Below are 20,249 nucleotides of genomic sequence, written 5' to 3'. Positions count from 1 at the left end.
ACGTGACGATTCTCCTCAATTCTTACTTATAACTCAGCCGCGCTTCTTTTGGGTAAAATCTCAAGAATCCTCTGGGCCAAAGCATTACCCAATTCTCTCGGTTCCAACTTATGCAGCCCACCCCCATATACGCGACCCTCACCCATCAGTACGTCATCAGAAATTCGATCGAGCGCCTGCCACACCTCTTTTAGCAATTCTGGCTTCTCTAAAAGCGCTTTGGCAAGAGCAGGTTTGGGATACAGCATTAAATAGACATTGGTAGCCGTAGCCATTGAATGATTCAGAATAAATCGAAAAGGTCTACCTCTACCACTATAACGAATCTTAATATCCGATGGCAACAGCATTGAAGCATATTTGAGGATATCGGCTGCCAGTTTTGGAGGCGTAGCAAACTGACCTAGCTTATTTCGCTGAGCTTGAGTTCTAGCTCCATCCAGTTGCGATTGCCGCAACATTCGTGTCAATTCAATTGTTGCAGTTACATTCATATTTCAAATAGCGCTAAATCATCAATTCGATGTTCCCAAACGAGCGTCAATTCCTTCTGCCGCTTCGTAACCCAAATAGCCACTATCAAAGTAACCGCAAAGAAACAAAATAAAACGCACGTTATTGCCGTAGTTACTCCTCAATTGAGTCATTTTAATAGCTTCTTCTTTGCGTCGCTTATTCGGATTGGTATAGTCATCGGCAGATTTCGCTTCAATCAGTAACGGGAATTCACCGGGGCTAGAATTAATTGGCGCGATCGCAACGTCAATAGGGATATTAATTTGTTTGCTGCCAGACTGTAAAAGTACCAGAATCTTGAGCCGAAACGAGAAAGTCCCCGGTTGCATTGTCTCAAAACTTAATCCGGCTCCTCCTCTAACATAAGAATAACCGCGCTGTTCCAGCCATTGCCTAATCGTAGCAAGCTGCCTTCGTTCTTGAGCGTTGCGAACGATCGGGTCAGAAATCGCACCGCAAAGGCGATCTGCTACAATTGTCGCTGCTTTTTGAGCTTCACTATCGGTTGGCTGCTGCCCGCTTTCTAGCCAAGGAAAAATATCTTTGTCGAGCAGCCGTGCAATAATTTGACTGATTTTTGTCAGTTCAGCATCCAGAGTTGCAATGTCTGCGCGAGGCGGAATTCGCTGTCTCTCTTCCATATTTTTGACTAGATTGGGCGACACCCCGGCTAAACCGATAAGGCGATCGCGCGCAATTGGCGGCGCTGCCGCCATGCGTAAAATAGGCAAAACCTCTGGATGCTGTCGCAGCAGGGCGGACGTGATGTTGGTCAGATTGGCTGTTTCTGCTAAGGCGTATTCAACAAGTTTAGTTGTAGCAATGCGAGTGTCGCGGTAGGCGAGGGGAGCGAACTGCATGAACCAATTGTTGTAAAAGTCTACCGACAGGGCAATATCGGGTTTCCACAAGTGTGGTTTGTCGGCATTAACTGGCACTGCACTTCCTCTAATCGCGACCCTCGCCTAGATAGCTTAGATTGCTGGAACCTCTCTGTTGTATTATCCACCAAGCGGTTGCTCTTGAAAAGGATTTAGTTAACTAAACCAGCACGAAGAGCTCTGACAGCAGCTTGAGTGCGATCGTCGCAAGACAGCTTGTTGAGGATGTTACGCACGTGAGTTTTCACAGTACCGAGGGAAATGTATAGCTGCTTGCAAATTTCCTCATTGCTGCACCCTTCGACAATCAGCTCTATAACCTCTTTTTCGCGTTCTGTTAAAGGGTTCGCCATTAATGACTGACTGTACTCCGGATCGACTCCATTGATTGACACAGTGGAGATGGCAGCTTTGGTAACAGCTTCCTTGAAAGGATTATTCATGCGAGCCAAAACGATTCTGGCAATTGAAGAATCGATCCAGTTTTCGCCAGCATTTGTCTCAACAACAGCTTCCACTAACTTTTCAAAACTGACATCTTTCATGCAGTAAGAGTCAGCACCTGCTGCAAAAGCTGCCAGCACCGATTCTTCGTTATCCTGCATAGTCAAAATCAACACTTTCGGTTGGTTATTTACGCTTGGAGTTTTGGGAATTTGTATGTATTCTTTGAACCTTTTTGTCAGTTCAATTCCATCTACCAATCCAGGCAGTCCGATATCAACGATCGCTACGTCAGGCACGCTTTTCTCCAGTAAAGTTATCCCTTGCAGACCATTAGCTGCTTCTCCGATAAATTCAAGTTCTTCGCAGTCTTCTAAAGCTGCTTTGATTCCGGCCCTTGTCAGGTGATGGTCTTCAATTAAGGCAACGCTAATTTTATTCATGGTTTGTTTAAAAAAAGGACAATGGTACTTCAGCGGCACGAGTGTGCCCGAGGTAGAACGTATGCGCTCTTTTGTATCCAAATAAGACTTTTAGAGCGAGATGGGGAGCCGTACAGTAAATGTGCTGCCTTGACCCACCGTTGATGCCACGTCAATACTGCCAGAGTGGGCTTCTACAATCCGGCGAGACAAGTGCAGCCCCAGGCCGCAACCTGCTCTAGCATGGTTTCCGGTGCGGAATCGTTCAAACAACGTGGCTTGTTCTGAGGCTCTGATGCCGGGGCCGGTGTCTGCTACGCTAATGCTTACCGACTTAGCATCTGAACGGACAACGATTTTCACACAACCAAAATCGGTGAATTTAATGGCATTTCCGACTAAGTTGGTGATGACTCGGCGGAGTTCCAGGCGATCGCCCTCAATCCGCAGCGGTTGCGAGTCGGACTCATCGCAGGTTAGGACAAGTCCTTTGTCGATAGCGACAGCCTCCAATTCTTTGACGACTTCTTTGACCATTTTTTTGAAGTCAAAGGGGGCGATCGCGAGAGTCTTGCAACCCGATTCAAATCGGTGAACCTCCAGTAAAGTATTGACTAACGAAAGCAAATTTTGGTTGCTGCTGCCGATGGTGGCGATCGCCTCTACCGCTTTTTGGGGCAGTTCGCCGAATTTTCCTCGTTGGAGTAGGGCCAGCATTCTATCAGCAGCAACAAGGGGAATCCGCAGATCGTGGGTGAGACGAGATACAAAATCCTCTCGCGCCTTTGTCACTTCCTGCATCGCATCTATACTGTGTTTGAGCCGGAGGAGGCTGCGGACGCGGGCCAGTAACTCATTTACCTGGATGGGCTTGCAAACGAAATCGTCTGCGCCCAAGTCTAGTCCATCTGCTACGGTCATTGAGTTATCATCCGCAATTAACAAGATGGGGATAAAAGGAAGTTGAGGATTTGAGCGAATTCTGTAAGTTACTTCGTAACCGTCTACTTCTGGCATCATTACATCCAACAAAAGTAAATCTGGTGGTGACTCCTCTACTAGAGCTAAAGTATCAAGTCCGCTGGAACTCGTGCTGACGCAGTAGCCTTCTTCTGAGAGGATAGCCTGCACGATCGATAAGTTGTCAGTTTTATCGTCAACCGCCAAGATTTTACTGGGTTTATCTCTCATTGTCCTAGCTTTTTCTCCCGCCTCCATCCAAAGCTTACGAACGAGTCCATATCTTCTGAGTCAGGCTTTTGGCGGATAAAACTTAAAAACTGTTGATAATCTTGAAGCTGCTTGGATTCTTCCAACTTCCGCTGCTTTCTGATTCGCAGCAAGTAGTCTTTGAGGCGAACGTACCGCCATCCAACTTGAAATCCCAGCTCGTATATTTGAGTTGCTTTTGGATTCGCGTAGGCTTCGCCAGCCGAAGGCATCGCGTTGAGTAAGGTTTGTGCGACGCTTGGCGAGTCGAACTCAGAAATTGTTCTCCTGCTTTGTTTTCCATCCTTGCAACCTTTCCAAAACTCTTTGCGACTAGTTGAAGTTTGGATGGAGATTTTATACTCTTGCAGCGTCGATTCAAGCCAATCTAAGTCTTGTTTTCTGTCGTTCGAGAGCGAATCGTTTGGCTGATACTTATTCCAGGCGCGGGCAAAAGCATTTAGCAACTTTTGAAAATCTGCCAAAAAAGAATCTGACCGGGTTTGATACTTTGCCGGCGGTGAAAGTCGGCTGCGGTTTGAAAGAGTGTTAGTTTGTGGCATAACTGTCAACCTTCGCACAACTTAGTTTGAGTTGGCGTTTTTCTATTTCATTTCTAAGTCCATAACTTATCAACTGCCAAGCTTGAGTGAGTTCTACCTAAAAGCTGATTTCGCATTCGCTGCCGCAAAGCTAATTTCTCATTCACTGCCACTGAGGCGTGAGAATTGTTGTTAGCGTGCGCGACTTCTCTGTCTGCAGAAATAGTTGTTCCCTCTCGCGCGCGATCGCCTGCATCAGATCGATCGCCAAAAAAGAATGCCCTCTCGATTAACAGGGCATTCTTCACAAAAACTTAAACTTTGCCTCCCAACAGCCAGCGCAGAAATAATATCAGGCCCAGTAAGCAGCGCGATCGCGCGTTAAGCCAGAAACAAACCCAAATAACAATCGCAGGACTGGACGCAACTGGCATACTCAGATCGAGTTGTAGGGTGCGTCAGGTAAATCGATCGAACGATTATTGAGGGTTTAGATATCTGACGCACCTTACTAATTGTGACAATTGCGTCCTGTCCTGAATAGTTTTTTAGGAGTCCGGTTGTACAATGACTTGCACCAAGAATCCTTCTTAGTCTTATAAAACAAAGGTCGAAGACATCCGAAGACCGAAGTATGAAGGCAGAAGCTAGAAGGCAGAAGCTAGAAGCCGGATATTTAATTCATCATAAGTGTCTTCTCACTTCGGCCTTTGAATGGGTACAACCATCACCTTCAATGGCTAAAATTATTGTCTGGAATCCGGTTGTAGCGTTTTGGTGGATGCGCGATCGCCCTTGCTTTTTCTAATCTCCTAAGAGGGATTCTAGCTCTGTTAGGATTTTTTGGAGGCGCTTCTGTTTCTTTGGATCGTTCCAAGCTTTGGACTTGTTTGCTTTTGTTAAAGCTCCCTTTATTTGGGTTTTCAGATTTTCTTCCGGTTCTTCTGGCGAAGTACCTGCCTTTAGATCGGCGATGCGTTCTTTAATCTGAGTTAAAGATAGACCTTCAGCGATCGCCGCTTCTAAAAGCGACTTTCTTGCCTGCTCGTCTTTAACTTTGGCGATCGCTCGCGCCTTGGTGTACTCGATCTGACCCCGGCGCAGGGCTTCTTGAATGTCTGACGGCAGCTTCAGCAGTCCCAGTCTGTTGCTGACGAAAGACTCCCACGACATCCGTCCCAATTCGCTAAAAACCTTGACGACTGTTTGCATTTCCTGATGAATGATAACGTTATCATTCATCCTCTGTACGTCATTTTGCATCCGGTAGAGCAGCCGCACCACCTCTTCTAGATCGTATTCGAGGTGATGGGAGAGCAGTTGCAAGATACCCTCCGTTTCTTCGACTGGGTTGAGGTCTTCCCGCTGGAGGTTCTCAACTAATGCGACGCGCAGAGCTTGTTGTTGGGTCAAGTCCCGAACGATCGCGGGGACTTCTGTCAACCCCAATTCTTTTGCAGCTCTATACCGCCTTTCGCCTGCTACTAGCTCGTATTTGTCATCTCCCAAAGGACGGACTAATAGAGGTTGGAGAATTCCATCAGTTTTTACTGACTCAACCAAAGCCTGCATAGCTTGGGAGTCGAAGTATCGGCGAGGTTGAGAAGATGGAAGCTCGATCGACTCAATCGAGAGCAGTTTTTCTGCCGTTGGTTCTGCCACTTCATCATCTCCAAACAAAACGCTCAAATTTGCCTTACCTTTATAGGGCTGGTCATTCTTACTTGACATTGAGTTTCTCCATCTTGGCTGCTAGCTGGTCTAATATTTTGACGGCGGGATTTTTAGGTTCGTAAACAGCAAGCGGGACTTGTTTCTCGGAAGCATCCGCAAAAGCAGTTATGCGCGGGATGGGAGTGTAAACGGGGCCGAAGGTCGTAAACTGCTCGCTCATAGCCTTGAGAGTCCGCTTGTCCTGAGAGTTGGTAGCAGCATAGCGGGAGGGAACAAAACCAGCTATCTGCAAAGAGCGGTTTCCTTTCTTTTTGATTCTCGCTACTGTTTGCAACAAGAGGTTGGTTCCCTCAAAGGCTTTGTAGTGAGTCTCAACGGGAACTAAGACGTGAGTGGCAGCTACTAGACTGATGTAGCTGAGAAGCCCTAAACTGGGAGGGCAATCTATGAGGATAAAGTCGTAGTTGTCTTGAATGGGGGCGATCGCATCTTTGAGACGAACTTCCCGAAAATCCATGTTAACCAGTTGAATTTCCGCCGCGCTGAGGTTGATGTTGGTAGGAGCCAAATCCATACCGTGAATGCCCGTGTGGATGGGCATAGGCTCCTCATTGACAATGGCATCAAACACAGTTTTATCCAAATTCTGAGAGTCAATCCCCATAAAGAGTGTCAGAGAACCTTGAGGATCGATATCGATGAGAAGAACCTTGCGGCCTCGCTTTGAGAGGTGGTAGCCGAGATTGAGCGCGATCGTGGTTTTCCCCACACCGCCGGCTTGGTTGAACAGCGAGATTATCTTTGTCATAACTTGGGCTCCTGTAGCGTGCCGCCATAGTTTCCATCCTGCGTGCAAGAGGAGGTGGCGGTTAAAACTGTAAGCATATTTGCATTCTTGTTGAAGTCTGGGGATATCTGCGCTTTTTGCATAAACCCTATCCTCTGACCGTTTTGTAGAAAAACTTATAGTTATGCTCTCATATCAATGAGATATTTTTTAAGGCGCATTAGGGATTTTTTTATTTTTCCCCACTGGGGAATTGGCAACAGTGACAATGCCGCTGCTATAAAAAACAACGGCAATTGCGTAAGTCCTGGCGAGAGTTACTCACTTGAGAGCCTAATTTTCTGCCAGTTCTGTAAATACTTCTAAGCTCGCTCCGCCCTTGGCTTGCAGGGATAAGGATAGTTGATTGTTAGTTTGAGGGAACCAGGAAGTACCTCTGGTCGATCGACAATACAGTAAATGAGATATCCAGCCCGTTCCACTTCTGTCCAAGCCAGAGGCGAGAACTGGGCTGACTCACAAATGGCGCGTTTAACTAATCCCGGTCTGCTGCGGTTCTCAAACAGAGCTTGTACGAACTGGGTGGGATTGGCTATGGCAGGAGACAGAAGCTTGCAAAATTTTCTAGGGTGAGCAGTCCGAAGATAATTGAGAGTAGCTTGCCCATTAAATGCTTCAACCAAAGATGGGGAAATTTGCAAGTGCTGGAGGAGCAAGTCAATATCTTCATCAGTATTGGCTACTGCCCATAAATTATGCTCGATCCACCCCCAAACTATTTGCTCGGCCTCTTTGTGAGTTGCTACCAAAAAGCGATTTCCTTTGTAGGTAAATCCTGAGACGTGAGGTAGTTGGGGGAGAAACCAGTCGGCAAGAGCGCGATCGCACTCCAATAGCAATAGGATGGATGCTAGTATGTTCCTCCTGCTGTGCCGCAGCGGATCGGCCGGTACGGGCTGTTGAGAGCTGTGTTGATGGTTAAACTGCATGGGAATGCCGTTCTCCTGTTGACAGTAAAAGTTACTGATTTAAGCTAAAAGCTAAAGGCCGTAAACTAAATCCGCCGTCCCTCCTAATTTCCCACCTCAAAAGTCACCGACAATATTAATCTTGCGGACTATTAAAATGCGATCCAAATGTAAAAACTATCATCCGATTGGCTGTTGTTTCTTGTAATTCCAGCTAGTTATAGCAATAGGCAAAAAGCGTTTGTTAGATGGCTTTTTTTCGGAACAATACTTTTTGATAAAACAATTACTGGTTCAATGTTCTATGCCTTGAGAACTAAAGTTAGTTACAACTCCAGACGTATCGAGAGCGACAAGAGCGCGTGATAGGTTGATTGCTAAGGAATGAGAATTAAATAACTTACAATTTCATGGTTTGTGGGATGGGCGTCCCGCCCGTCCTCTCTGGACGCCCATCCCACAAATATGTGTAAATTATTTAATTTGCGCTCCTAAAAGATCGACGCGCTTTTAGGTGGCGGTACGCTTATGTTTTTAGGCACGATGCAAAGATTTTCTCCTGAGTATATTTTGAGGCTAAAACAAATAGGGTTAGCTTTTTTTGAGAAGATAGCAACTGACCGATCGATAGCTGGAGAAACCCAAGATTTTTATCAGGGATTGCTTGCAGGATTGGATCGGGCAGTCAAGTTAATAGATGAAGAAGTCGGGGTACAAACACTCAGCCTTTTAGAAGCTAAAATAGCAACTTTTATCAATGATGGAGGAGATGATTCGCCCCAACAACATCTAAGTTCAAATTCAGGAGGAGGCGACTGTAAACTATCAATTTGCAGGTTGCCGGCTAGCTCTATTTCTCAACTCAGACAAATTGGAAGAGAAACCGATTGCGAACCGATTATAGAAGATTGCATCTGCATCGGCGAGACTCAAGATTTCTATCACGGTTGCCTTGCTGCTATTGATTTTGCCCTGTCCTTGGCAGGTGAGAAATATGCCTATGCTCAAATCAGTCTGGTAAAAACTAATGCAGCCAATTTCATCGAATTAAACAAAGATTGGGAGCGCCGAGTTCTCGAGCTTAAAGGATTATCCTCCTCCAAAAGGCAAGATTGGCAACCAAAACAAGATTTGCTTGTCGGGCTGTCCCAAGTAGATGGGGACGATCGAGTTGGAAAGTTTAGCAGTGAAGTAGAGGGCGATGAAGCCGAGGATTTCTCGACAGAAATAGCAACAAAAGATGCTGAAATACAGGAGCAAGATTTGGAGAGCGATCGCTCTAATTCCAGCGAACCGATCGTACCTCTTGCTTTTAGCAATTCGGCTATTTTGCAAGACAAGAATGAAGGTGAAGAACAAGTAATTTTTGAACTAAACCCGCTTGAAATATTAGCAGGACGAGGCAAAAATGAAACGAGCGATCGCTCGTTGGGAATCTCCGAGGATGGTAGCGCAAGTTTTAAAGAGGAAGTACAAGAACAGTGTAAAGAAGAGATATTAAAGCTGCCAGAAGAGGAGCGGTTAGAACTAGAGAATTTGTTAGTTAGCAATTTATTAGATGGCTGTCAATACTTTAAGCTAGGGAAACGCAAAGTTATAGAAGATTGGACAGCATTTTTAGAGGAGGGTGAAGCGATCCGAGTTATTTCAGATCGAGACAGCCACATCGTACTGCGGATTACTTTAGAGGGTGAAGTGCAAAGCGCTCTATCTTATGGCGATGCAGAGATTTTGGGTGCAACTGTTAAAGAAAACTCACAAGATTTTGCTATATTTTCTAACTGGTTAGAACCGATAATTCCGAATTCGCCAGCAGGCGATTTGAATGCTGATTCAGTACCGCCAGCAGTCACAATGGACATTCAGCAGGTAAAAATGGCTGAGTCTATTCTGCCAACGGCTCAAAGAGCTTTTGAGTATTTACTCGATCGTGCTCCCGATCGCGTGGAAGAAACTGATGAGTACACCCGCGTTCGGGTAGGGGATTTGTACAATTTGATGGTCACAGAATCGGAAGGGGTTTCGGTGTCTTCTCTGACGGCCTCTGTCCGAGGGGAGTTAATCAAGGTTCGCGGAGAAGATTTGATTTTAGCTCAGGGCATTTCCTCTGAAGATATTGACTTTTGGGCAGTTGTGGCAGAGCAGCTAGATCGGATAGAGGCGAGGAGTAGGGATTGTGAGCGATCGTCCCCAGACAGTACAAGTGGTTTAGGGCGTTGAATCGCTGGAAATACAACCTCTCAGCAACAGGGATTGTGTGGGATTTTGACGCGCTTTAAAAGACACAGCGCGTGTTTAAAAGACACAGCGCGCGTTCTTTTATGCGGAGTGCGTGTTTAAAAGACGCAGCGCGTGTTTCTTTTATGCGGAGTGGGTGTTTAAAAGACGCAGTGCGCGTTCTTTTATGCTCCGTGCGCGTTTAAAAGGCGCAGCGCGTGTTTCTTTCAGGTGCGGTGTGTATTTTTTCGCTATGAAACAACATAATATGATGCGCGGCCTTGGCCCTCTAATTTTAACTGGTTGGCAGCAGTCAACTTCCGCAGCAAGCGACTAGCTTGGTCTTCGCTGATGCGACAGAGTTCCACAGCTTCTTTTCTGGTAATTCGGCCGTGAGTCCTTACATATTGAAGCACCATTTGCTCTTGCTGAATGGGTTCAAAGCCAGCTTGCCGGACGTAATCGGCGGATTGTCCCAGTTCTCGGTAAACTAGGGGACTGAGGGTGTAGGTGCGTCCTTTTTTGACGCCGTGGGCTTTTACCAAACCGGTTTCGACTAATCGTTCTAACACGCTGCGGGCGATCGCTTCATCTCGCTGAATGGCGCGGGCGAGAGTAGCCGTGTCTAACCGTCTCTCTTGTCGCAATTGCCCGATCGCGATTAAAGAGTCAACGGGGAGCAAGCTTTGACGGCGATTTTCCTCTTCAATTACTACACGCAACAGTCCCAAATCGGCTTCCCCTCCTGGCAGTCTGACGGCAACTGAATGAGAGTTTGTGCCTCGATAATCGGGGGCGGATCTTCCGTAGCGCAATAACCCCTGATAAATTAAATCTACACCGCGTCCGGTGCGTTCGGCGAGTCCGATGCGTTTAATGGCATCGGCTAGGAAGGGGTTTCTCGGCCGGGGTTCTACGACTAGCAAGTTATCCAAACTGACACCTTCAACAAAACCCCCTGGGTTGCTGATGGTAATTCCATAATCTTCCCAGCGGATGTGAACGGCTCCCAATTTAGTGTAATCTCGGTGGATGAGGGCATTGACTGAGGCTTCGCGAAAGGCGCGGCGATCGTAGTTGGGAACGGGGACGCGAAATAAACCGATTTGCACTTCATCTTCTTCGACGCGCACCTCGAACTGTTCCATAACTCGCTCAAACAGTTTTAGCAGGGGGGTGCGGTAAAAATCATTGACTCGCACTTGGGTGCCTTCGAGGACTTGAAAGGCGACTTCGTGGGTGGGTAAGTGTTCGCGGAGGGCGCTTTCTCGTCCTAAAATCAGCAGTCCGGCGACGGTGGGAAAGCGAATTCCATCGGTAGAACGCACGAACCCTAAAGCGCCGTCGAGTTCTTCATCAGTTAAGGATAGCAGAGTACGATCGCCCCCGTATCGCTCTATTAATTGTCGCAGGCGTTCGCGTTCCAGGGGGTCGAAGTCGGCAACAGACGATCCGGTGACGGGTAATGAGGAGTAATCGAGAACGCCTAAGTCTGACTGGCGAGTGGCAAATTCGTAGGGATAAAAGGGGACGCATTGGGGTGTTCCGTCTACTTGCAGGCGGCGGCGTTGCAGGAGTCCGTCGGACGTAGCGACGATGCGGGGTGATTTGGGGACTTCTATGCAGGCAATGGTTTGACCTGCTTCAAGCAATGCTGTAACGCGCACGCTGACTGGGGGATTGGTGCGGTTGGCGATTAGGGCTGCGAGGGTGGACAGGTTTTGGTGTTGGGGGTGCAAACCTGTCACTTGACCGTCATCTTCAACGCCGAGGTAAATTTCGCCTCCGTCGGTATTGGCAAGGCAGACGACGGTTTCAATCAGGTCTTTGTCCGGCAGGCGAGTGCGATCGCTCTTAAACTCGACGGTGAGGGATTCTTGTTCGGGAATCGTGCGATTCATTCAAAAAAATAGAATGGGGGCGACCTGACGGCATTTACAATATTACGGCAAATTAACAGCTTGTTGTTGTTTTCTAACGGTATGCGTTTGATTTTAGTCTCCTACCTTCCTGCACAAACTACATTAACTGACTCATTCCGGGCTTCGATATCCACTCACGCGAGCGATCGTACAGCTAAAAACAAAGTTTAATAGTCCTGGACGCACTCGCACCGATCGATCGACCGAAAGCGATTACGGAGTACGGCTCGTAATGACATAAAATCGTATTCCTTGCGTCCAGGACTGTTTAAATTACCCAATCAAACTTTCAACTCAAGGCTGTCGAAAGTGAGCGATCGCGCAAGTCTTGCCTGACAACTGTTCTCATAGCAGTCTTGCAAAAACCCTCGCATTGGCAAAAAGCGATCGAATTCGACTCTTGTACGTACATTTAACATGGCTTGCTATGCAATTGGCGTACTTATTACGAGGATTTAAGAGGATAAATAAGGGTCTAAAATACAAAAAATTACACTAAAAGTGATGATTCTTTACAGAAGTTGTAAGTATTTATACTGGCGGACACGAAGAAAGTAGGAAATAGGAGGTGTAAGGAGGAAGAAATGTGCTGTTTTCTCCTCTTTTTTCCTCCTTTTTTAGCCTTTTAAAATCCGCATCCAGGTCAAAAATAGTTATCCCAGAGTAAAATAGCTCTCAATCAAAGGGTGGGTGGGTGGTAATAAACTTCCCCACTCCTAGAATGAATGAGGAGTGGGGAAGTTGCCCTTAACGAGCTATTTTTGACATTCTTAGTTGCTCGAGCAACTCATTCCAAATCATCGATGTCGTCGTCAGCAACATCGACTTCTTCGTACACACTTTGTGAGCTTGAGGCAACTCCACTGCTCTGGCGGGCGAGCCGTCGATCGCGAATTCCCCGATGCTTGGCGCGGCGATCGCGGATTGCATCCATATCTGTCAATCCGTATAAGATGCGACCAGCACGCATCAATTCCTTTAAAGGTGTCTCGCTGTAGTCAGCGCGAAATTGGGCGTTATGTGTTTCCCAATCAAATTCACCGCCGTTAAAACGAGCAACGCTTGCAAGTTCCCGACCAGATTCTTCTCTCAAAACTTCTAGTACCATTAGGCGAAGTTTATCGTTGTAACTAATGCACTTGTCGAGCGCTTTTATCTGAGCCTTTTGAGCTTTAGCAGTATTAGCTGCATTAGTCTTTTGAACTTTTTCAGTGACTCTCATTTCTCAACTTTCCTAAATTCAAGTTTGTTCATCCACACAGCAGCAATCGCTGCCCCTTTGAGTTCACTCATTGGGTTTTAATTTTTTTAAACAACAGCGATCGCTGTATTTAAATATCGTTTAATCGATCGAATCGATACTTTCAAACCTCATATTCAAGTTGATTTATGTTAAAAATGCTAACAGTTTGAATAAAATAAAAACTCTACTCTACCGTTTTTAGGCAGAGCAGAGTTTTACATATTCAACAAGAGCGACGTTGAAGGAAGCTATAAAACTGAGGGTGAAAGACTATTCTAAATCTTCATCTTCGTCCTCATCTTCATCAGTATCATCTTCCTCATCTTCTTCCTCGGTATCGAAATCATCTTCGCTGTCTTCATCCAAGTCTTCTTCAGGTTCATCTGTTTCCTCATCTTCATCAGCATCAAGCTCATCTTCTAAGTCATCGACATCATCATCTTCATCATCGGATTCATCCTGCTTGTTATAGCTATTGCGTTTAGCAAGCGATTCTTGATTGAATTTGACAAGACCTTTAATTGCTTCTTGCGGGTCAAGCTCGAAAACGTCGTACAGTTTTGCCATCACAAGCGCAATGACTTCCACATCGTGGCGCAGTGCATCGGGTTGACCGAATAGAGTTGGAAACACTTCGTTATTCCAACGCTGCCAGTTCATCGTTTTGCCGCGTTTTTTCAACTGTGCAGCAATATCCAAACCTAATTTTTCCTTGGTAGCGTGACCTACCTTAGTTTGGAGGCGTTTTTCGCGCAGTTGAATTTTGACTCCAAACTTTTTCAGAATGGTAGTTCGCACGCGGTCTAGAAGTGCGTCTGCTTGCTCTTCTACAGTGAGTGTCGAACGGCGACTGACCTGCGATTGGGTAGCTGTCGCTGGGGTCTTTGACTTAGCAGCACCATTGCTTTTGCCATTCAAAGTCACCGCCCCATTGGATGGGCGAGAGTTATGGTTTTTAGCTGTTGTAGTAGCCATGAAGTTTGATTTTATTAAACTACTTCACGGCTAACAGCGCCGTTAGGCGCTCTCAAATTTCATCAAATTTATAATTAATTTTTTATTGATTATTTTCTTAATAGCTCTTAGAAATTGAACTAAAAAAAGATTAATGTGATAATAAGGTGTAATTCCTTTGCACTCGACCGAAATAAATAATTATGTATATTCAGGAAATTAGGTAAATAATTCCTAAGAATTAAGAGGAGGTTTGACTGCTGTAGAACTGTTGGCTGATGGCAATGATCGACCGCAGCTTATCAATGAGAAGAGTACCTTTGAATATTTCTTACCGTTGAGTTTATGCGCACCCTCAATGACTGGCTCGCTTTAGCCCAAAGAAAAATTAAGATTGTCGGGCTGGAGTATTACACGCCCGATCGAACATTCGTGTTAGCACAGTTTCACAATTGGGGGCAGGAACTGCATTTACCTGTTTTCTTTTGGAACTCTGGGTACAGTTGCTTGCAGGAAATTGTGAGTCGGGACGGTCGGTGCATCTTACAAAATACTGACTTGCACCTAGATTCTGACGTGCTTCAGTTTTTATTAGAAAGTAGGAGAGAGGGAATTTACATTCTTGAGGGATTGCTAGATTTTGACGAATCCGGTCAGGTGAGTTCGCGTCTGGGATTTCAACTAGCAAATGCTTACTATCACTCATCTTGGTCTGCGGTTCCTCAGTTTTGGGTGATGTTGGAAAACTACATACAACTGCCGGTGAACTTGCAGCCGCTGATTCCCGTACTGACGACTCCATTACCGTCCCGCGTTGCAACGCAAAAAGTGGTGGAGTTGTTTTGCGATCGCAATTCTTGGCTGGGCGACAAAGGCGACGAGGTGTTGCAAGCTGCTTTGATTCGCGCTTGCCAGGGGTTGCCACAAGGTGAAATCGAGTTGATTTTGGAACGATCGCTAGCTTTTGCTTCTAGCTACGAGGAAATGGCGCATTTGGTGCTCGACCACAAGGTTAACAAGTTGCGGGGGCGAGGCCTAGAGTTTATTGCTGAGGCAGATGTGCCGGATGCAGGTGGTTTAGACTTGCTAGATGAGTCCCTTTCAAAAGTAGCTTCGTTGTTAAGTCCAGAAGCAGAGAAATACGGACTCAAATTTCCGAAGGGAATGATTCTTTGGGGGCCACCGGGTACGGGCAAAAGTCTAAGTGCTAAACTTGCGGCTAAGAAGATGGGAGTGCCGCTGTTGGCGGCTGATTGGGGTTCGATCGTCGGTTCTTCCAGGCCTGATTTAGCTTTGCGCGAACTGTTAGAATTGACTCAGGCTTTAAGTCCTACAATTCTATATTGGGACGATTTTGATAAAGGTTTTGCAGGGTGGGATTCCAATGCAGATGGCGGTGTTTCTAGGCGATTATCGGGGAAGCTTTTAACCTGGATGCAGGAACATCAATACCCAATTTATATAGTGGCAACGGTTAACCGTTTGGGTATGTTACCACCGGAATTAATCCGCCGATTTGATGATATTTTCTTTGTGAATTTGCCTCACGAAGGCGCGATGTACGAGATTTTCAATCTTCACTTAAAAAAATACTTTCCTGAGTTTCGCAATGCTTGTATTTCGCCTTGGACAGATGATGAGTGGCGGATTTTATTGAGGGATTACAGGCTTTGTACGCCAGCAGAAATTGGCAATGCTGTGAAAAAATGTGCTGAGGAAATCTATTATCGCGATCGGGTACAAGGGAAACAGCCGGATGAATTGAAAGTGACTTTGAACGACCTCCGACAACAGCGCTATCAGTTTACGCCGTCGATGCTGCGCGATGAAGAGCAAATTTTAGCGATTCGCAATCAAGCGACTTATGCTCGATCGGCTAGTGGAGAAGATCGATCGCGGTTTTCTATTCCGTTACAGGAATTGTTTGGTTAGCCAACTTCTGAGGGCTACTCTGGAGAAAGCTGGCTGCTTCTGATATCCACATAGAGGGAGAGCATTTACCCATCTAAGTACAGCATATTCCAGGTATATAGAGTACACTAAAGCCAGTATATGAACAGGGAAATGAAACTTTACTGTACTTCATAAACCTGGAATCCGCTGTATATTTAACTATGTCTGCTTTTACTCCACAGCCTAACAGAGACGCATCGGACACCATTCGAGGGTATGTGTATCAGGTTGATCTGACCATTGAGCGTTGGCTTTCTTTGCAACCCGGAGAATTCCTAGAACTAGAGTGTGGGGAGGATATAGATTTAATTTCCCGTTCACTTTCTGGAGAAGAGGAAAGACGACTCGAACAGGTCAAAAACTACAACTCTTCTGTTACGCTTTGGAGTGCTGTCACAGCCATTGCTAATTTTGTCGAGCATCGTAAGAATAATTTGCAGCAGAGATTAAAATATATTTACACAACTACTGCCTCAGTTACTAGAGAGAGACCTTCTCCAAAAATGCTTAAGAAAAAAGAAGGCATTTTTGTATGGGAACAGATTCGCCAAGGAACTCTAACAGAAATCTCTCAAAATGAAGCTTTAGAAGGCATCCGTATAATTATAAGTAAGGACTCTAAACCCGAAAAGTTTTCTGATACAACTTGGGCAGTATTTCGGAAATTTATAATAACTTGTAGCAACAACAAACTACTTGACCTAATTTGTAACTTTGAGTGGAGTACGAATGCACCAGATCCTCAATCATTAAGACCTCGGATTCTAAAAACGCTCATTCAACAAGAGTATGCAACAAATGAGATTCAAGCAAAGGAGCAGTATCAAAGGCTTTTCCTATATGTCTTTAAACTACTTTCTCAGCCTGATATCAAACAACTCACAGTAGAAGAGCGAACGCATCAGCTTTCACTTCCCACACTAAGTGAAAGAGACCATAACCTGTTGCAAAATCTTATAGTGAGTCTTTTGAACCTTGAATCGCGTGTGGGGACTCTGGAGCAAAATTTTACACAGTTGCCCGATGCGATCGCTTCACAAGTTAATGACCAAGTGCAGCGCTTGATTCAACAGCAGGGTCTTGATGTAGCAATTAATTACTTTCCAACTCCACCCATTATTAGTATTCCTCTGCTTGCAGAGAATCTAAGTCATAGGGAGCAAACTGTCAAATCAATAATAAGCATTTTCAACGATTATAGTTGGATAGCCATTGACGGTATGGCTGGAGCGGGTAAAACCCACCTCGCTATATTAGTGGCTCAAGCTATTGGCACTTGTCGTGCTTGGGTGCGGTTGCGGGACTTAACCCGTAGAGCAGCCTGTCAGCAATTAGATGCGGTCTGTAGGGAACTAACGGGCACAACATCGCAAAGCAATCAATACGAGTGGTACTGCCAGCTATGTGAAAGACTTGGTGAAGGTGCAATGCTAGTGCTGGACGATCTGCCAGAACTTTCAGGTAGTGATGAACTTTCAGAAAAACTGATTCAGCTAACCAGAGCGTGCAGATTACATGATGTTCGGATCTTGTCAACCAGCCCCTATCAGCTTCCATTCAGTCTTGAGGAATTTATAGGAAATACAATTCTTCATTCAATGAAAGTTCCACTTTTTACTGATGATGAAGCTGCTGAAATCCTTCAATCTTACGGTGCACCAAGTTCTTTGATTAGTGCAAATTTGCTCAGAGGCATAAACGCAATCGCACAGCAGCACCCAGTATTACTTACTACTATTGCACGAGATTTAAGCAAGCACAGTTGGCAACTTAATGAAGAAGTATATGAGAGGCTACTCAAAGGTGAGTATCAAGCTGCACTCAACAGCCAGATAACTAGGCGTGTATTGGATTCTGTTGAGGATGAGAATACCAGAGAGTTGTTATACCGTCTCTGTTTGCCCATTGGTAGTTTTTCGCTGATTGAGGTGCAAGCTGTCGCATCTGTTAACCGAGTTTTGGAAAGACCTAGCGAGCGCCTACATACTCTAGTTGGACTTTGGGTGCAACGCGATGTTGATGAAGGTTTGCTCATTTCTCCCTTGGTTAAGCAACTAGGCGAAAATAATTTGTTGGTTGAGACGAAAAAATCATGCCATTTAGCATTAGGAGACCTTATTGTATCTAGACACCAACTTGGGCCGCAAGATGTTATCAATGCAATTATTCACTTCCTGGGTGCAGAAGTTTTTGACCGAGCTGGCTTGATACTGATTCCCGCTATTCAAGAACTAAATTCTATGGAGATTTTAGTGGATGACAGAGGATTGCTATCTTTATGGGGTAGTCTGCCACTTCCTGAGCAAATGGATCTGGGCATTCGTATCTTTCTGCGTGGCTTGCAAATTGCTGCGCGACACAAATATGGTAAATCTATATCTTATTTAGTTGAAGATTTAGATACACTCCTTGAGCAGGCAAGCGATAAAAATGCTATAGGTGTTCTTGCAGCCATGATGGCTACTAACTCCGTGTTTGGCAAAAATGACCCTATACGTGCCAATAGATATTTAAGAACTGCACTCCACTTTCTACCATATGCACAAATACCGGGTAGCAATGAGCCAGCATTTTCTGATGAAGGATTGCTTGGATTCATGATTTGGACAAATAGCCAAGGAATCACTTCTGCGGAGCATCTTCGCGATTGGATTAGCACCATAGAGCAGCTTACTCTTGAACAGAGGCAGTTTGCCTTTAATCATGAGGTAGCTGAACAAGGTTGCTTGGTGGTTTCAGAAAAGTTATGGCATAAAGAGGCTGAGAAGCCTCAAGAAGAACAGGATTGGTCTGCAATACTTGCTGCCTATGAAAACTTGGCAGAACGTGCTAAGAAACTTGCTTTGGAACTCCTGTGGGCGTGGGCTGTACGTTCTCAAATTATTGTTTTAGGAGATTATTTGCGAGATGCAAATGCCGCAGTAACTGTTGCACAAGCAGCAATTCACCAAGCATCTGACGATCCGCGAGTTCGGTTTTTGCTCCAGGAACTCGTAGGGCGAAAATATGTACTCATTAACCAAAACAATCAGGCTATTATCTGGCTCAGCAAAGCATTAGGTGAGGAAACAAATGCTTATCCCTATATACGCCTAAAAGTTCTCATATATATGAGTATTGCAACTGGAGAGCAAGATGCTCAGTTAGCAGTTGAATTTGCTAGACAGGCCGTAAATTTAGCAGAAACTAATAGTCTTATTGATAAGAGCGAACTGGTAAAAGCACTTGGTGAACTTGCTATTGCTCAATGGCTAGGTGGCAACTCACTAGCATCTGTGTTTGAATCTTGGGAGCAGGCTGGTGAGCAGCTTTTGGCTTGTAGGTCAGATACAGAAGACTGGAAAAAACTCTTTGTTGTATATGGTCATGTATCGGGTTATTTCTCTAATCTAGCCCGTACTGGTAGTCCTCCAACTAAAACACTGGGTGGCGAAGATTACGCAGCACCGCAGCGAGGTATTCTTTTTTCTCAAAATCCAGGATTAGTAGATTATTACGACAGAAATCGAGAAAGTACGGTTTTGGTCAATTTAACATTTTTTGCAGATTCCGTTGGCAATGATGAGCGAGCAGCAGTTTGGGCTTTGAGAGGAATGGACGATGCAAGAGCTACAAACCAGCGTGCTGTTTTCGCTCGTCTCAGTCTGGAAGCTCTTCCGTATCTACTGTTAAATGCTCGTTATGCTGAAGTCCTCGATTTTGCGATGGATGCAGGAGCTTCTTTTGTCGCTGGTATGCAACTGCTTCAGCTTGGTCAAGTTTACCAAGTATTCGATCTTGATGTTGAAACCATTTTAGGTAACAAGCCTAGTGAACTGTGGCGGAAGGCAGAACATAATGCAGCCTTAGTTGGACTACTTCCCGTTGTTTTCCGAATTGGTACAGTGGCTCTCCGCTCTATTGAACTGGCGCGCTCACAGGCGACAGAAGTAGCAGCAATATGTCGCCAAATTAGTGTAACAGCAGTGAACGAGCAACTTTGGTTACAAGCAGCAGAGCTACTTGAACAAATTTACTTACCAGAAGTTTCATATAACGAAATATTAGATTTTAGTAACAGGTTCGATCCTCAAAACGAACAAGTGCTTCTAGTAATTGGCTACTTAGTTGCGACACTACAAAATGACACTCCGCTTGAAACAGATATTTTCCTGCATATGGCGATCGCACCTTTCATATACCAACATCCTGAACCCTTATCTCCGACATATCGCCGACTGATTTTACCTTTTTTTATAGATTATTGGAAGATTAAATTTGAAAGGGTGTCACTTCGGTTGCGTTCAACATCATTGGTTGGTCGAATTTTGAATACAGCAGAAAATTTCCCTGAAGCTGAAAGACTGCAATTTGTCTTAGTCACAATGGCATTTGCTCTTAATGTCAGGTTGCCACCAGATTTTGCCAATTTTACTAGGGCTTCTGCTCCTGAAGTTTTTAGTTTTTTATCTGCGTTGTAGAACTTCTATTTACTATGCTACTCCTGTTGGCGATCGCAGCAATGTACTATTTTTCAT

16 protein-coding genes are annotated in these 20,249 nt (G+C 45.2%); 4 read left to right on the top strand and 12 right to left on the bottom strand.

Annotation, left to right across the window (positions count from 1 at the left end; genetic code table 11):
• Positions 1-26: 26 nt before the first annotated feature.
• From QUA80_RS11140 to QUA80_RS11115, 6 genes are all read right to left on the bottom strand, one after another.
• Positions 27-494, bottom strand: coding sequence for a hypothetical protein (locus tag QUA80_RS11140; protein WP_333424098.1), 468 nt, complete (start codon positions 492-494; stop codon positions 27-29).
• 21 nt (positions 495-515) lie between these two features.
• Positions 516-1,454 (bottom strand): XamI family restriction endonuclease, encoded by a 939-nt coding sequence (locus tag QUA80_RS11135; RefSeq protein ID WP_333424096.1) that lies wholly within the window; start codon positions 1,452-1,454, stop codon positions 516-518.
• Positions 1,455-1,549: 95 nt separating this feature from the next.
• Entirely contained in the window at positions 1,550-2,284 is a 735-nt protein-coding gene (locus QUA80_RS11130) for a response regulator transcription factor (RefSeq protein ID WP_333424094.1), read from the bottom strand.
• A 90-nt stretch (positions 2,285-2,374) separates the two neighbouring features.
• A complete protein-coding gene (locus tag QUA80_RS11125) occupies positions 2,375-3,454 on the bottom strand; it encodes a hybrid sensor histidine kinase/response regulator (protein ID WP_333424093.1) in 1,080 nt (359 codons plus the stop codon).
• Complete coding sequence (locus QUA80_RS11120; RefSeq protein ID WP_333424091.1) at positions 3,451-4,035, bottom strand: hypothetical protein; 585 nt, start codon at positions 4,033-4,035, stop codon at positions 3,451-3,453. Before QUA80_RS11120 ends, QUA80_RS11125 begins: the two co-directional genes overlap by 4 nt.
• A gap of 53 nt (positions 4,036-4,088) precedes the next feature.
• On the bottom strand, positions 4,089-4,322 hold the full coding sequence (locus tag QUA80_RS11115) for a hypothetical protein (RefSeq protein WP_333424089.1): 234 nt from the start codon (positions 4,320-4,322) through the stop codon (positions 4,089-4,091).
• A gap of 326 nt (positions 4,323-4,648) precedes the next feature.
• Between QUA80_RS11115 and QUA80_RS11110 the strand changes: the two genes are divergently transcribed.
• Positions 4,649-4,822, top strand: a complete 174-nt coding sequence (locus QUA80_RS11110; protein WP_333424087.1) for a hypothetical protein — start codon at positions 4,649-4,651, stop codon at positions 4,820-4,822.
• Here QUA80_RS11110 and QUA80_RS11105 read toward each other — a convergent pair.
• The 3 genes from QUA80_RS11105 to QUA80_RS11095 form a co-directional block, all read right to left on the bottom strand.
• Positions 4,819-5,745: a ParB/RepB/Spo0J family partition protein gene (locus QUA80_RS11105; protein WP_333424085.1), complete on the bottom strand. Its 927-nt coding sequence runs from the start codon at positions 5,743-5,745 to the stop codon at positions 4,819-4,821. The genes QUA80_RS11110 and QUA80_RS11105 overlap by 4 nt on opposite strands.
• Positions 5,735-6,496, bottom strand: coding sequence for a ParA family protein (locus QUA80_RS11100; RefSeq protein ID WP_333424083.1), 762 nt, complete (start codon positions 6,494-6,496; stop codon positions 5,735-5,737). Before QUA80_RS11100 ends, QUA80_RS11105 begins: the two co-directional genes overlap by 11 nt.
• Positions 6,497-6,837: 341 nt before the next feature.
• Positions 6,838-7,464 (bottom strand): hypothetical protein, encoded by a 627-nt coding sequence (locus QUA80_RS11095; protein WP_333424082.1) that lies wholly within the window; start codon positions 7,462-7,464, stop codon positions 6,838-6,840.
• A gap of 507 nt (positions 7,465-7,971) precedes the next feature.
• On the opposite strand from QUA80_RS11095, the gene QUA80_RS11090 reads away from it, so the two are divergent.
• A complete protein-coding gene (locus tag QUA80_RS11090; protein ID WP_333424080.1) occupies positions 7,972-9,663 on the top strand; it encodes a hypothetical protein in 1,692 nt (563 codons plus the stop codon).
• Positions 9,664-9,911: 248 nt separating this feature from the next.
• Here QUA80_RS11090 and QUA80_RS11085 read toward each other — a convergent pair whose 3' ends face one another.
• The 3 genes from QUA80_RS11085 to QUA80_RS11075 form a co-directional block, all read right to left on the bottom strand.
• Positions 9,912-11,561, bottom strand: a complete 1,650-nt coding sequence (locus QUA80_RS11085) for an RNA-binding domain-containing protein (protein ID WP_333424078.1) — start codon at positions 11,559-11,561, stop codon at positions 9,912-9,914.
• An 808-nt stretch (positions 11,562-12,369) separates the two neighbouring features.
• A complete protein-coding gene (locus QUA80_RS11080) occupies positions 12,370-12,804 on the bottom strand; it encodes an aminoacyl-histidine dipeptidase (RefSeq protein WP_333424076.1) in 435 nt (144 codons plus the stop codon).
• A 291-nt stretch (positions 12,805-13,095) separates the two neighbouring features.
• Entirely contained in the window at positions 13,096-13,800 is a 705-nt protein-coding gene (locus tag QUA80_RS11075; protein WP_333424074.1) for a hypothetical protein, read from the bottom strand.
• A 324-nt stretch (positions 13,801-14,124) separates the two neighbouring features.
• On the opposite strand from QUA80_RS11075, the gene QUA80_RS11070 reads away from it, so the two are divergent.
• Together QUA80_RS11070 and QUA80_RS11065 are read left to right on the top strand one after the other, a co-directional pair.
• On the top strand, positions 14,125-15,711 hold the full coding sequence (locus QUA80_RS11070) for an AAA family ATPase (protein WP_333424072.1): 1,587 nt from the start codon (positions 14,125-14,127) through the stop codon (positions 15,709-15,711).
• 182 nt (positions 15,712-15,893) lie between these two features.
• Positions 15,894-20,192: a hypothetical protein gene (locus tag QUA80_RS11065; protein ID WP_333424071.1), complete on the top strand. Its 4,299-nt coding sequence runs from the start codon at positions 15,894-15,896 to the stop codon at positions 20,190-20,192.
• The last annotated feature ends 57 nt before the right edge of the window (positions 20,193-20,249 follow it).

Origin of the sequence: Microcoleus sp. F4-D5 (assembly GCF_036704885.1) — a bacterium.
In the GTDB taxonomy this organism is placed as follows: domain Bacteria; phylum Cyanobacteriota; class Cyanobacteriia; order Cyanobacteriales; family Microcoleaceae; genus Microcoleus.
This window is presented reverse-complemented; position numbering and strand designations above follow the sequence as displayed.